Source organism: Streptomyces sp. Y1, from assembly GCF_041053115.1.
In the GTDB taxonomy this organism is placed as follows: Bacteria; Actinomycetota; Actinomycetes; order Streptomycetales; family Streptomycetaceae; genus Kitasatospora; species Kitasatospora rubellomurina.
On sequence record NZ_CP163445.1, the window covers coordinates 3,244,712 to 3,257,541 of the forward strand.

The following is a 12,830-nucleotide window of genomic DNA, read 5'->3' on the forward strand; positions in this document are numbered from 1 at the left end:
GCGTGTACTGCACCGTCGACCAGGCCAGAGCCCAGGGCGCGACCGGCACCGACGCCGAGGTCACGTCCTGGATCCTTGCTGCCCAGGAGGCGGTGGACCGGTTCACCCAGCAGTGGTGGGAACCACGCACCGCCGACGTGGTGGCGGACCTGCCGCAGGACGGCCTTGTGCTGCTGCCTCGCCGGGTCCGGTCGGTCACCGGCATCGTGCCGTACCCGCTGCCCGTGTCGGTGCCGGAGCTCCAGCTCGCTCCGACTGCGTTCGTCGTGCGCTCCTCGGCGACGACCGGTGATGTCGACGCCGTGCAGATCGGTTTCGGCGGCTACGACGTCCTCGTGGCCGGCGCCGAGCCGTGGTCCGGCGGCTGGTGGGGGTTGATGCGCTACTACAACGCCCAGCAGGTCAAGGTGTCGGGCAGCTTCGGGTGGGACTCGGCACCGCCGACCGTCGCCCAGGCCACCGCCCTCGTCACGGCCGCGCTGCAGGCCAAGGCCCGGCCGGGCGGCGACCCGATGAACCAGGGCGGCCTGGACGTCGACGACGAGGGCAACAACGTCCATGTCGGCCCCGCCGAGAACGAGGACGGCACCTACCGCGTCGGGTTCCGGCCGTCGACCGGCTCGGCGCAGGCCGACGTCATGCTCGTCCCCTACCTCAACGGCCGCCCCGCCGTGGCAGGCCTGTGATGGCCGGCCTCAACTACCGCGTCGACAGCACCGACTTCCAGGGAGCCCTGCGCGCGGCGCTGGACCGGCTGACCGGCGCCGCCCGCGAGGCGACGCAGGCCGCGGCCAACGACATGGTCAACCACGCCAAGGGGCTGTGCCCGGTGAACACCGGGCGCCTGCGTTCCAGCATTCAGGCCGTCCCGGCCGGCGGCCGGTTCCGCTTCAGTGTGACGATCGGCACCAACGTGACGTACGCGGCCGACGTCGAGTACGGGACCGCGCCGCACGTCATCGTGCCGAAGAACAAGAGGGCCTTGTACTGGCCGGGGGCCGCGCACCCAGTGGCGAAGGTCAACCACCCCGGCACGCAGGCCCGGCCGTTCATGCGGCCCGCCGTCGCCCTCGCCGAGACGTTCCTCCGCAACCACGCGAAGGGCATCCGCTGATGGCGCAGACGACCGCCGGCGCCATCCGCGCCTACCTCGCCCCGCTCCTGGGCACCGTGCCCGTCTTCCGCGACGGCCCCCGCCCGGGACAAGCCCTGCCCTACGTCGTCGTGCAGGAGGGCACCAACTACATCCCCCACCCCACGGCGAACGGCGACTACGGCGACCCGACGAGGCAGCTCACCATCCAGGAGATGGTGCAGGTCGACGTCGTCCAGCAGGCCCGCCAACAGGCCAAGGGCACCGCACCGGACGCCGAGGACTACCAGCTCGCCGAGCGGTTGATGTGGCTGTGTTCCCAGCCCCTCGTACCGGGGCCGGGCGGCAGCCAGCTCACCGCGGTGCAGTTCATGACCGCGCACCGCGAGCCGATCGCCGACAACATCGTCCGCCACGTCATCACCGTGATGGTCACCCGAACCCTCCAGAAGGGGAGTTGATGAGCACGCCCACCGACCCCACCGGTCCCGTCTCCGAGCCCACCCCCGAGGGCCAGACCTGGTACCCGCAGGAACTGGTCGAGCAGCAGGGCTGGTGGCACCCCGCCGACCCGGCGCACATGGACGGCACGTGGCCGGCCTGGCAGCTGCCCGCTTGGTACGCGGGCCGCACCGGCGTCGTCGCGGTCCCGGGGCCGCCCGGAATGCCCGGCACCTCGCAGTACGTGTGGGGCGGCTGGCTGCCCTGGCAGGCCGGCACCGACCACTTCGACCCGGCCCAGGAGTGGCCGGACGCCGTGCGGCTGACGGTCCACGACATGCAGGCCGCGCTCGGGCTGCTGCCGCCGGCGCCCCCCACGCCGCCCGTACCGCCGGCGCCGACCGATCCGGGCCCGGCAACGCCCCCGATCACGCCGCCGACCCTCGGCCTCCCGACCGACACCGACCCCGAAGGAGCCTGACATGCCCGGCCTGAGCCACGCCACGAAGCTGTTCTCCATCGTCGACTGCAAGATCACCGCCCTCACGTCCGACCCGGCCGGCGGAACCGCGACCTACGCCGCCACCTCGGTGGACGTGCCCGGCATCAAGTCGCTGGCCATCTCCGGCAACATGCAGTCGAAGACCCTGCGCGGCGACAACACCCTGCTGGACACCAGCAGCTACATCGACGGCGTCACCGCCGCTGCCGAGCACGCCCTGATGTCCCTCGACGTCCTCGCCGTCCTCCTCGGCGGGGCGGTCACCGACTCCGGCACCACCCCGTCGCAGAAGTCGGTGTGGGGTCTCACCAGCACGAGCGCCCCGGCCTACTTCAAGATCGAGGGCGTCACTCCGCCCGGCGGTAGCTCCCTGATCGGCGGGGACGTGCACGTGACCCTGTGGAAGTGCCAGCTGTCGAAGTTCCCCGAGCTCGGTTTCCAGGGCGACGACTACCGCATCCCCAAGTTCGAGGTGTCCGCTGTGCCGCTCGCGAGCACCGGCAAGTGGATGGACGTCACCTTCAACGAGACCGCCGTCGCCATCCCGTAGCCCAACCCGACCACCTATCAGGGGAGTTCACCATGTCCGATCTCACCCCCGCGCAGGCCCTCGGCCAGCCGATCACCATCCCCCTCGCGGACGGCACCGACGTCGACCTGCGGTACACCTTCCGCTCCCTCGCGCTGCTGGAACAGCGCTTCGGCAGCGTGGCCGGCATCCAGACCGCCATCGATCAGACCGGCAACGGGGCGGCGTTCGGGCCGCTGATGGACCTGCTCGGCGCCGGGCTCGTCGGCCCGGGAGGCGGCTTCACCCCGCACGTGCGCCATCGGGTCGACGCGGCCGGCGCCCGCACCGTCGAGGAGATCCTGTACCGCCGCAGCAGCGACGGCCACGACCTCGGCGACCTCCTCGCCCCGCAGCACATCCACGAGTACGCCACCGCCATGCAGACCTCCCTCACCGCCGCGTTCGGCGCCGGCAGCTCGGGAAACGACGCGAGCCCGGAGACGACCGCATCTCCTGGGCTGACCTGATCTACCTCGGCACCGTCCCGCTCCGCCGCACCACCGCCGAGTTCTGGGACATGTCCCCGGCCCTGCTACACGCCCTGATCGACCGCCACCGCATCGCCACCGGTGCTGTCGAGCAGGACGAGCCCGACGACGACGATCCCGGCGCGTACGCGTCCCGGGAGGGCCTGCTGGCCCTGGCCCAGATGCCGATAGGAGGCTGACCCCCGATGGCGGGACCACAGATCGACCTGCCCCGGCTGGTCACCAGCCTCGACATCGACCTGTCCGGAGTCGCCGGGGCCGAGGCGCAGGCCACGCGCGAGGGCACCGCAGTCGGCAACCGGCTCGGAGCCTCAATGGGCGAGTCCGCCCGCGCCCGACTGCAGCAGGCGTTCCTCGCGATCCCCGCCATCGACCTGCACGCCGACGCCTCCGACGCCCAGCGCGAGGTGCAGGAGCTGCGCGCGCGGATGGTGGAGATCTGGGAACGGCCCGTCGATGTCGAGGTCGACACGGCTGCTGCCCGCGCGGAGATCGAGGAGATCCACGCCGCGTTCCGGCGGCTCGCCCTCGATCGGCCGACGATCGGATTCGACCTGAACACCGGCCGGATTCTCACCGAGCTGGAGAGCGTGGCCGGTGCGGTTCGGCACATCGACGACATGCGGGCCGACATCTACGTCGATGTCGATGCCGGCCGAGCGGTCGCTGAGCTGGAGGCCGTGCGCGAGGTCGCGGACCACGTCGGTGAATCGGAGGAGGGGCCAAACAGGGCCGGGCGCTCGCTGGAGCGGTTGACTGCATCGGCGGCTGGCTCGGTGGGGCCGCTGGGGGCTGTCGCCGGGGCGGGCGGCAGGATGGCCACCACTCTCGGCGGGACTATCCCAGTGCTGGCGGGGGTGGCCGCCGCAATGGCGGCGATGGCGCCGGCCGCCGCGCTCGCGGCGACCGCGATGCTGTCAGTCGGCTCGGCAGTGGGCGCGTTGAAAATCGGCACCCGCGGTATCGGGGAGGCGGTGCAGGCGGCGTGGGCGCCGGCAACCGGTGGCGCCGCGGCGGCTGCGGGCGCCGCTCAGCAGGCGGCGACGGCCCAGCGCGCGGTGCAGGATGCGATGCAGCAGGCCGCGGACGCCAACCAGCAGGCCGCGCGCCGGGTCGAGGATGCCCAGCGGGCGGTCGGCGACGCGACGAAGGCGTCCGCGGACGCACAGGTTCAGGCCGCCCGCGCGGTCGCGGCGGCGGAGCGCAACCTCGCCGACGCTCAGAAGGCCAGCCTGGCTGCTCAGCAGGCGCTGTCGGACGCCCGCCGGGGCGCCGAACAGGACCTGGAAGACCTGAACAACCGGCTCGCCGACAGCGGCCTGGAACAGCGCGCCAACACCATGCGGCTGCAGGAGGCCCAGGAAGCGCTGAGCAAGACGCTCGCGGACCCGTCCGCCACGGACCGGCAGAAGGAGGCGGCCCAGCTCGCCTACGACCAGGCTGCCCAGCGGCTGCGCGAGCAGGGCATCGCCCAGCAGCGCCTCAAGTTGCAGGTCGAGCAGGCGAACGCGGCCGGGGTCGAGGGCAGTCAGCGGGTCGCGGCCGCGCAGGCCAAGGTCGCCGACGCTCAACGCACCGTGGGTGACCGGGCCCAGGCCGTCGCCGACGCCCAGGTGCAGGGCGCCGACCGGATCGCGCAGGCAGACCGTGAACTCGCCGACCGCAAGCGCGCCCTGGCGGACGCCCAGATCGAGCAGGCCAAGACCGCCGAGAAGGGCCTGCGGCAGATCGCGGACGCCCAGGAAGCGCTCGCCCAGAAGGCCGGCGGGGCGGCGGGCGGCGTCGACAAGCTGGCCGAGGCCATGGCCAAGTTGAGCCCGGCGGCGCGGGCGTTCGTGGAGGCGCTGATCGGGCTGAAGCCACAGCTCGACGGCCTCAAGTTGGACGTGCAGCAGTCGCTGTTCCTGGGGCTCGGCGACTCGCTGCGGTCCACAGCCGAGCAGGTGCTGCCGGTGCTGCAGGACCGCCTGTCCGTCGCGGCGTCGGCGCTGAACTTGATGGCGAAGGGCGCGTTCGAGGCTGCCGGGACGATGGCCCGCAGCGGGGTGCTCGGGCAGGCTCTGGACTCGGCGACCCGCGGCCTGTACGACATGCGCGAGCTGCCGGCCACTGTGGTGCAGGGCCTGGTCCAGATCGGCGCGGCCGCGGGGCCGTCCTTCGAGAAGCTATCGACGGCCGCAGGCGCCTCGCTGGAGAGGCTGCGGCAGCGCATGGACGCCAGCTTCGCCAGCGGCGGGATGCAGCAGGCGATCGAGCAGGCCATCAGTCTGGTCGGGCAGATGGGCCACGTGCTCGGCAACGTCGGCAGCATTTTCGGCTCGGTGTTCGGCGCGGCCCAGGCGAACGGCGCCGGATTCGTGGCCGCGCTGGACAAAATCTCCGGAGCGGCGGCGACGGCGTTCGGCTCCCCGGAGGTCCAGGAGGGCCTGCGGGCGCTGATGGCCACGATGGGCCAGCTGGCCACCACTGTGGCTCCGCTGCTGGCCCAGGCTCTCCAGCAGCTCGGCCCCGTCATCGGCTTCCTGGCGCCCGGCGTACAGGCCCTGATCGCCGCGCTCGGGCCGGCGCTGTCCGCCGTGCTGACCGCGGCGGGACCGGTGCTTCAGGCCGCCGCGCAGGCGCTGTCGTCGATGGCGATCGCCGCCGCCCCCTTGCTCACGTTGCTCGGCCAGCTGGTCGCCGCGGTGCTGCCGAGCCTGACTCCGCTGCTCGACGGCGCGAACGACATCTTCCAGCAGCTCACCCCGGTGATCGCGGTTCTTGCCCAGGTGATCGGTGCCACGCTGACGCCTGTACTCGGGGTGCTGCCGCAGCTGCTCGACCCCTTCGTCCTGCTGATCACGACGTTGACGGCCACGCTGCTGCCGATCCTGACCCAGCTCATCCAGCAGCTGCCGCTGCCGGAGCTGGCCAAGGCCTTCGTGGAGATCGTCGTTGCCCTGGCGCCTCTCCTTACTCAACTCGCCACACTGACGGTGCAGTTGCTCAATGCGTTGATGCCGATTCTGCAGCCGATCATCTCGCTGATCGTACGGCTCGCTTCGGTGTTCGCTGGCGAGCTGGCTCAGGCGATCACCAGCATCGTTGTGCCCGCGCTGCGGTTGATCACGTCACTCTTGCACGGTGACCTGCACGGGGCGGTCGAGGCGGGGAAGCAGCTCCTGTCCGGGCTGGCATCCGCCGTGGTCAAGATCTTCTGGGACCTGCCGGGCCAGCTCGGCGAGGCGTTCGAGCGGCTGGCGAAGAGCTTGCTCGACGTCGGCAAGAAGATCATTTCCAGCCTGGTCGACGGCATCAAGTCCAGCTTCAACAAGGTGAAGGACACCCTGTCCGGGCTGACGGACCTGCTGCCGTCCTGGAAGGGCCCGGCCGAGCGCGACCAGCAGATCCTCACCCCCGCTGGCCGGCTCATCATGGACGGTCTGATGGCTGGCATCGGCGCCCGGGTCCCGGCCCTGCGCGACCAGCTGCAGGGCATCACCGCCCAGATCGCCGGGTCGCTGACCGGCGACAGCCTCGCCCTGGCGGGCAGCCCGGGCGCGCTGACCGGCGCATACGCCGGGGGCGCCCGGCCGGTGCTGCAGCAGAACACCATCAACATGTACGGATCGCAGGCCACAGGCCAGGAGCTCAGCCGTGAGCTGTCCTGGCAGGCCGGACTGGGGGTGCGGTAGTGGCCGCCATCGGACGCGTGGTGTGGAACGGCCTGCAGATGGGCCCGGGAACCCCCTACGCCATCAGCGACCTGCCCGACCTCGACGACATGCCGGACGTTCGCGCCTACGACGTCGACCGCACCGGCGCGCACGGCACCTGGACCGGCCCGGACTACGTCGGCGCCCGGGTCATCACCATGGGCATCACCCTGCGCGGTGCCGACCCGGACGACCTCGGCCGCCTGGTGATCGCACTCAAGCGGGCGATGCAGCCGACCCCGGCGCCGCTGCAGCTGACCTTCACCGACCGGCAGTTGATGGTGTGGGGGAAGGTTCGGCGGCGGCACATCCCGTACGACGCGACGTCGCTGCAGCGGATCTCCGTCGCGCAGGTGCAGTTCTACTGCACCGACCCCCGCCTCTACAGCCTGGTGTCGTACTCGGCCGGGCCGACAGCCGCGTACGCCCCCGCCTCGGGCCGCTCGTACCCGCGCACGTACCCGTGGCTGTACGGCACGGGCGGCGCCGGCGGCGCGTTGACGTGCGTCAACAACGGGGCCTCCGACACGTACCCGACGCTGCGGATCGACGGGCCGTGCGTACGGCCGAGCATCCAGCTCAGCGAGACCGGCGCCGTCCTCCAGCTCAACAACACCGTCGCGCCAGGCGACTACGTGCTGATCAACACCGCGAACCGGGCCGTCCTCGCCAGCGGCTCGACTCCGCGTCGAGACTGGGTCGTTGCCGGGTCGGACTGGCCCGTCATGCCGCCCGGGACATCGACCTTCGTCTACCGGTCCGATCCGTACGGCGACGGCACCATCCCCACCTACCTGACCGTGACCTGGCGCGACGCCACCCTGTAAGGAGCCCCGATGACGATCATCACCCCGCCGGCGTGGCAGCAGGCCGGTACGTACGCGGCCCGCACCGACCGCCTGTCGGTCCTCACCGGGCTGCTCGGCTACCACGGCAGTTCGGCCGACGAAGCGTCGCTCCGGACGCGGGGCGGCGTGCGTCCGTCCTACCAGCAGCAGCAGTTGGCGGTGGCCGCGCAGGCCACCCCGAACATGACCGTCGCTGTGTCCGCCGGGATCTGCTACGTGCAGAACAAGGACGTGGCGAACTACGGCGCGTACACCGTGGTGAACGACGCCCCGGTGAACCTCACCATCGCGGCGAGCTCGGGCAGCCAGTACCGCAAGGACACCGTATGCGTGCAGGTCCTCGACGCCGAGACCCTGGGCACCGTCAACTCCGCGTCGTTGGTGGTCGTGCAGGGGCCGTACGCGTCGACCTCGGGCGGCACCACGCGCGGCACCCTGCCGCCCAACAGCATCCCGCTCGCGGACGTCGCGGTTGACGCCGGGGTCACCAGCATCACCAACGCCAAGATCACCGACGCTCGCGCCTACCAGGTCGCGGCCGGCGGGGTGCTGCCCGTCGTCTCCACCGCGATGCCGGACCACCCGGCGCCCGGGCAGGTCATGTACGCCACCGACACCGACACGTTCCTCTACGGCACGAGCGCGGGCGCGACGCGGGCCCTCCTCGACTCCGCAGGCGCCGGCGTCGGATCGTTCCGGCAGGCCATGCGCACCAGCGACTCCGCGCCGATGACCAACTCCACCACGCAGACCGCAGACTCGCAGCTGACCATCCCCGTCGTGGCGAACGCCCGGTACGCGCTCGACGCCTGGATCGCCTTTACGGCGACACCCGGCACCGACATAAAGATCGACTGGACCACCCCATCCGGCGCCAGCGGCCTGTACGCGGCGCTGGGCACCGGCATCGCCAACTACACCGACTACGACTCCAGCGCGGTCGCGTTCAACGTCGCCCGAGGCGCCCGAGGGAACGCCGGCACCCCGCAGACCATCAGCTCCCGCGGCACCCTCACCACTGGCGCCACCGCGGGCAGCCTGACCCTGCGCTGGGCTCAGAACACCTCTGGTGCCGGCGCCACCACGGTCCTTGGCGGGTCGTGGATCCGCCTGCAGCGGATGGCCTGATGACGACCCCGGCCGGCGCCCCTGCGGTACACCAGTACACCTACCTGTTCTGCGACCTCGTCACCGACCGGGTCCTCGCCGAGCTGCCCGTCATCGGCGCCGAGTACAGCACCGAACTGAACGGCGTCGGCACGTTCCGGGGCACCGTGCCCCTGTCGGACGACGTCGCCCAGCTCAGCCCGATGGACGCCACCATCCCCGCCCGCACCGCCCTGTACGTCGACCGGGACGGTGTGATCGTGTGGGCCGGGATCATCTGGACCCGGCGGCCGCTCACCTCCGCCAACGGGATCATCTGGGGGATGGAGCTGCAGGGCTCGGAGTTCGCGTCGTACTGGCAGAACCGGTTCGTCAACAAGCTCCTGTCGACGGACTACAACCTGCTCATCTCCAACAAGGCCGACACCCGGTACGTGCCGGATGGGCAGCGGATGTACGACGATCAGGCGTGGATCGTGTGGTCGCTGCTGCGGTACGCCGAGGCCGACCCGTCCGGCGCCGGCACCATCCACGTCGACACCAACCCGCTGGTCAACGCCACCGGCGTGACCCGCTCCCGCACCTACGACCCGGGCCAGCAGCGGCCTGACATCCTCACCTCGATCCGCCAACTCGCGGCCGTCGACGGCGGCTTCGACTGGGGCATCGAAGCAGGCTGGAACGCGGACGGTACCCGGTACCGGCGGTGGGCAGTCTGGTACCCGCGCCGCGGGCGCACGGCCACGCAGACCGGGTTCCTCTTCCAGTACGGGCCCGGCGGCAACGTCGTCGTCCCGGACTGGCCCGAGGACGGCATGGGGTACGCCAACCGCTGCATCGCGCGCGGCTCCGGGGCGGGGCAGGACGTGGTGACCGGCATTGCAGAGGCCCCGGACCACTGGGGTGCCGGCTGGCCGCTGGTCGAGCGCGTCGCCACCTACGACGGCGTGACGCAGGCGAACACGATCCAGGCGCACGCACAGGCCGACCTGTACGCGCACAGCACGGCGTCGACGGCGCCGACGTTCGTGGTCGATGCGGACGCGGATCCGGTGCTCGGCTCCTACACCGTGGGCGACTCCGCCCAGTTCGCCATCGACCCGGGCCCGTATTACCCGCAGGGCCGCGTCCAAGCACTGCGGATCGTCAGCATCAAAGTCTCGGTGACCGGAGGTCCCGAGAAGGTGGCCCTGACCTGCACGGGAGCGTGACATGCCCCAGTACCTGCGCCAGCAGTCCCTCGAGGACCGGGTAGCCGAGCTGGAGCGCCGGCTCGCCGAGCTCACCCGCACCAACCAGGTCGGCAGCACCACGCTGACCAACGGCACGCTGCTGATCCGGCAAGGTGGCCGGATCCAGGTCATGTCCGCCGAGGACCCGACCCGCACCGTGGCGATCATCGGGGACATCGGCATGCCCGACGCCAACGGCACCCCGCAGATGGGCCTCCAACTGCGTCGCGACACACCCAGCAACGAGCTGCTGTTCGCCCAGCAGATGGCCGGCGCCTGGGCCGGCACCGGCTTCCCGACGCAGGGCTTGGCGATGTACGACCGGGCCGGGAACGTGATCATCTCGGCGGACACCACCAGCGGGAAGGGCGCGTCGTTCCCCCAGCGGCTGGTCCCCTTCGCGGGCGCCGGCTTCTTCGCCAGCCCTCGCACGTCCGCCACGACATGGCAGGACCTCCTGGTCGCGTCCATCCCCGGCGACACACCCCGCCTCTCTCTGGTGGTCGGCCTCCTCGGCGATCAGATCGGCGGCGTCAACACGGGCGGCAACTACCGCATCCTCGTCAACAGCACCACCGTCGTGGCCAGCGGCACCATCCCGGCGAACTTCACCTGGATGTACCCGAGCGCGCTGGTCGACATGACGCCTTGGTACGGGCCCGGCACGTCCGTGCGCGTTGCGATTCAGGTCCAACGGACGTCCGGCGCGACCACCGGCGGCACGGACGGCAACGGCGGCAGCATCCGGGCCGAGATGCAGGGCGCGCTCCTGATCGGGTCGTAGGCGGGTAGCCGGGCTGCCCTGTGGGGCGATCTCCCTACTGTCGCAGGGGATATGGCCCTCCCCGGGCCCAACTCCTGCCCCGGAGGCACCCGTGCGTGACGAGTTTGTTGCCCTGCTCGTGAGTCAGGAGGGCTACCACGAGGGTCGCGACAGCGACGGCACGTGGAACAACACCCAGAAGTACAGTCCGGCCGTCCCGGGCCTGGAGTGGTCGCAGGGGCAGGCGTGGTGTGCCACGTTCACCTCCTGGGGTGCCGTCCAGACCTCGGGCATGGGCGACCGGTGGCCGATCACGGCCTCCTGCGCGACTGCCGTGCAGTGGTGGCAGGACCACGGACGCTGGACCGAATACCCGGTCCTGGGCGGCCCGTTCTATCTGGGCTCGGCCGGTCAGGACCACGTCGGTGTGGTCACCGCCTACGACGACCAGTGGATCTACACGATCGAGGGCAACACCAACTCCGGTGGCTCGCCGCAGGGCGACGGGGTGTACGCCCGTCAGCGTCCGCGCCGCGGCCCGGGGTCGCCGTACGGGTACGGCGTGCCGGACTACCCGGAGGGGACGATCAGCGCGGACCCGGCGCTGGGCGGCGTCCCGTCCGCCCGCGTCGGTACGCCGTCTGGTTCGGTCGAGCCCGCTCCCGCCCCCGCGCCGGACCCGACTCCGGCCCGCTACCAGGCCACGATCAACGGGCTCCAGTACGGTTACGGCGCCCAGGGAGACCAGGTGACCGCGGTCGGCGAGGCCCTGGTCGCCCGCGGCTTCGGCGGCCACTACCAGCAGGGCCCGGGCCCGAACTGGAGCGACGCCGACACCAAGAACTACGCCGACTTCCAGCGGTCCCTCGGCTACTCCGGCGCGGACGCGGACGGCGTCCCGGGGCCGGCGTCGCTGCAGCAGTTGCTCGGCTACCTGCCCGGCGGCCGCACGGTGTCGCTCGCGCACCTGATCGCCGCCGCGCAGGCGGACCCGCCGGCCGAGCAGGGCCACCGCACGTACGGGCCCGAGGTGCAGGTCGTCGAGCAGGCCCTGGCCGATGAGGGGCTGCTCGAACAGCAGTGGGTGGATGGCTCGTTCGGCACCCGGACGGTCAGCGCGTACTCCGGGTGGCAGCAGCGCTGCGGCTACTCCGGGTCGGACGCGGACGGCATCCCCGGCCACGACTCCCTCCAGCGCCTCGGCGCCGCCCACGGCTTCAACGTCACCGACTGATCGAGGAGACTCCCATGCGTGACAGCACGCGCCGCACCATCCGCACCTCCCTGCAGACCGCCCTCAGCCTCGCGGCCGCCGCCCCGCTGATCGTGGACGCCTCCGGCATCCCGCAGACCGCCTGGGGCATCGGTGCCGGCCTGGCCGTCGCTGCTGGCGTCACCCGGGTGATGGCGCTCCCGGCCGTGGACGGGCTGCTGCCGTCGTGGCTGCGGATGGCCCCCGCGAAGGCGCCGCTGCCGGACCCGACCGCCGTCGACCCGGCGGCGCCGGACGCCGCGAGCCGCGAGTGACCAGCCCCCCGGCTGACCCGCTTCGGGAACTCGCTGTGGGCCTCGCCGAGTTGCGTGGCGACGTGGGCACCGGACTCGCCGAGATCAAGGGGGCGTTGGCCCTCCTGCGGCAGTCCGACAGCCACACCGGGCAGACGCTCACCGACCACGGCGCCCAGTTGGCCGACCATGAGAGGCGGATCAGCGCTGGTGAGCGTGAGCGCGCTGCCGCGGAGGAGGTTCGTCAGGCTGACCGTCGTCGTCTCCAGGCTCTCGCTGGGCTGGCGGGGGTCGCTGCTGCCGTGGCCGCTGTCGTCCCGGTCGTCGCACGCTGAACCAGCACGCCCCCGCTCGGCTTCGGCCGGGCGGGGGCGCTTCGTCGTGTCCGGGGTCAGCGCTGTGGCGGCGCGTCCGGGTACTGGCCGTCGAAGCCCTTGTACTTGGTGACGGTTTTGCGGCCGCGGCGGGCAAGCAGGAAGACCGGGATCCAGAGGCCGGCGGTGCAGAGCATCATGAAGATGTGGCCGGCGAGGGCGAACGGGCCCATCTTGCGGCGGGTGATGACCTTGGGCACGGAGGGTCCT

16 protein-coding genes are annotated in these 12,830 nt (G+C 71.7%); 15 read left to right on the top strand and 1 reads right to left on the bottom strand.

The genetic code is table 11. The annotated features are described in order from the left end of the window. Positions 1–2: 2 nt before the first annotated feature. The 15 genes from AB2U05_RS13540 to AB2U05_RS13610 all read left to right on the top strand — a co-directional run bounded on the left by AB2U05_RS13540 (position 3) and on the right by AB2U05_RS13610 (position 12,581). Positions 3–686, top strand: a complete 684-nt coding sequence (locus AB2U05_RS13540) for a hypothetical protein (RefSeq protein ID WP_369183325.1) — start codon at positions 3–5, stop codon at positions 684–686. After that, a complete protein-coding gene (locus AB2U05_RS13545) occupies positions 686–1,114 on the top strand; it encodes an HK97 gp10 family phage protein (protein WP_369183326.1) in 429 nt (142 codons plus the stop codon). Before AB2U05_RS13540 ends, AB2U05_RS13545 begins: the two co-directional genes overlap by 1 nt. Further along, the gene (locus AB2U05_RS13550; protein WP_369183327.1) at positions 1,114–1,554 is read left to right on the top strand and encodes a hypothetical protein; all 441 of its coding nucleotides are present in this window, start codon (positions 1,114–1,116) and stop codon (positions 1,552–1,554) included. Before AB2U05_RS13545 ends, AB2U05_RS13550 begins: the two co-directional genes overlap by 1 nt. Continuing rightward, on the top strand, positions 1,554–2,015 hold the full coding sequence (locus AB2U05_RS13555) for a hypothetical protein (protein WP_369183328.1): 462 nt from the start codon (positions 1,554–1,556) through the stop codon (positions 2,013–2,015). The genes AB2U05_RS13550 and AB2U05_RS13555 overlap by 1 nt, the downstream gene beginning before the upstream one ends. Before the next feature lies 1 nt (position 2,016). Beyond that, positions 2,017–2,586 carry a phage tail protein gene (locus AB2U05_RS13560; RefSeq protein ID WP_369183329.1) on the top strand — a complete coding sequence of 190 codons (570 nt, stop codon included), beginning with the start codon at positions 2,017–2,019 and terminating at the stop codon, positions 2,584–2,586. A 32-nt stretch (positions 2,587–2,618) separates the two neighbouring features. After that, the gene (locus AB2U05_RS13565) at positions 2,619–3,074 is read left to right on the top strand and encodes a hypothetical protein (protein ID WP_369183330.1); all 456 of its coding nucleotides are present in this window, start codon (positions 2,619–2,621) and stop codon (positions 3,072–3,074) included. Positions 3,075–3,124: 50 nt separating this feature from the next. Then, positions 3,125–3,274 (top strand): hypothetical protein, encoded by a 150-nt coding sequence (locus tag AB2U05_RS13570; protein ID WP_369183331.1) that lies wholly within the window; start codon positions 3,125–3,127, stop codon positions 3,272–3,274. 6 nt (positions 3,275–3,280) lie between these two features. After that, positions 3,281–6,769 carry a hypothetical protein gene (locus tag AB2U05_RS13575; protein WP_369183332.1) on the top strand — a complete coding sequence of 1,163 codons (3,489 nt, stop codon included), beginning with the start codon at positions 3,281–3,283 and terminating at the stop codon, positions 6,767–6,769. Beyond that, the gene (locus tag AB2U05_RS13580; RefSeq protein WP_369183333.1) at positions 6,769–7,617 is read left to right on the top strand and encodes a hypothetical protein; all 849 of its coding nucleotides are present in this window, start codon (positions 6,769–6,771) and stop codon (positions 7,615–7,617) included. The genes AB2U05_RS13575 and AB2U05_RS13580 overlap by 1 nt, the downstream gene beginning before the upstream one ends. Positions 7,618–7,626: 9 nt before the next feature. Beyond that, positions 7,627–8,766 (top strand): hypothetical protein, encoded by a 1,140-nt coding sequence (locus AB2U05_RS13585; protein ID WP_369183334.1) that lies wholly within the window; start codon positions 7,627–7,629, stop codon positions 8,764–8,766. Beyond that, positions 8,766–9,956 carry a hypothetical protein gene (locus AB2U05_RS13590; protein ID WP_369183335.1) on the top strand — a complete coding sequence of 397 codons (1,191 nt, stop codon included), beginning with the start codon at positions 8,766–8,768 and terminating at the stop codon, positions 9,954–9,956. The genes AB2U05_RS13585 and AB2U05_RS13590 overlap by 1 nt, the downstream gene beginning before the upstream one ends. A gap of 1 nt (position 9,957) precedes the next feature. Further along, positions 9,958–10,761 (top strand): hypothetical protein, encoded by an 804-nt coding sequence (locus AB2U05_RS13595; RefSeq protein ID WP_369183336.1) that lies wholly within the window; start codon positions 9,958–9,960, stop codon positions 10,759–10,761. 91 nt (positions 10,762–10,852) lie between these two features. Next, on the top strand, positions 10,853–11,974 hold the full coding sequence (locus AB2U05_RS13600; protein WP_369183337.1) for a peptidoglycan-binding protein: 1,122 nt from the start codon (positions 10,853–10,855) through the stop codon (positions 11,972–11,974). A 14-nt stretch (positions 11,975–11,988) separates the two neighbouring features. Next, positions 11,989–12,267, top strand: coding sequence for a hypothetical protein (locus AB2U05_RS13605; RefSeq protein WP_369183338.1), 279 nt, complete (start codon positions 11,989–11,991; stop codon positions 12,265–12,267). 35 nt (positions 12,268–12,302) lie between these two features. After that, on the top strand, positions 12,303–12,581 hold the full coding sequence (locus tag AB2U05_RS13610; RefSeq protein WP_369183339.1) for a hypothetical protein: 279 nt from the start codon (positions 12,303–12,305) through the stop codon (positions 12,579–12,581). 56 nt (positions 12,582–12,637) lie between these two features. Here the strand turns inward: AB2U05_RS13610 and AB2U05_RS13615 are convergent, their stop codons facing one another. After that, the gene (locus AB2U05_RS13615; protein ID WP_369183340.1) at positions 12,638–12,820 is read right to left on the bottom strand and encodes a hypothetical protein; all 183 of its coding nucleotides are present in this window, start codon (positions 12,818–12,820) and stop codon (positions 12,638–12,640) included. Positions 12,821–12,830: the final 10 nt, after the last annotated feature.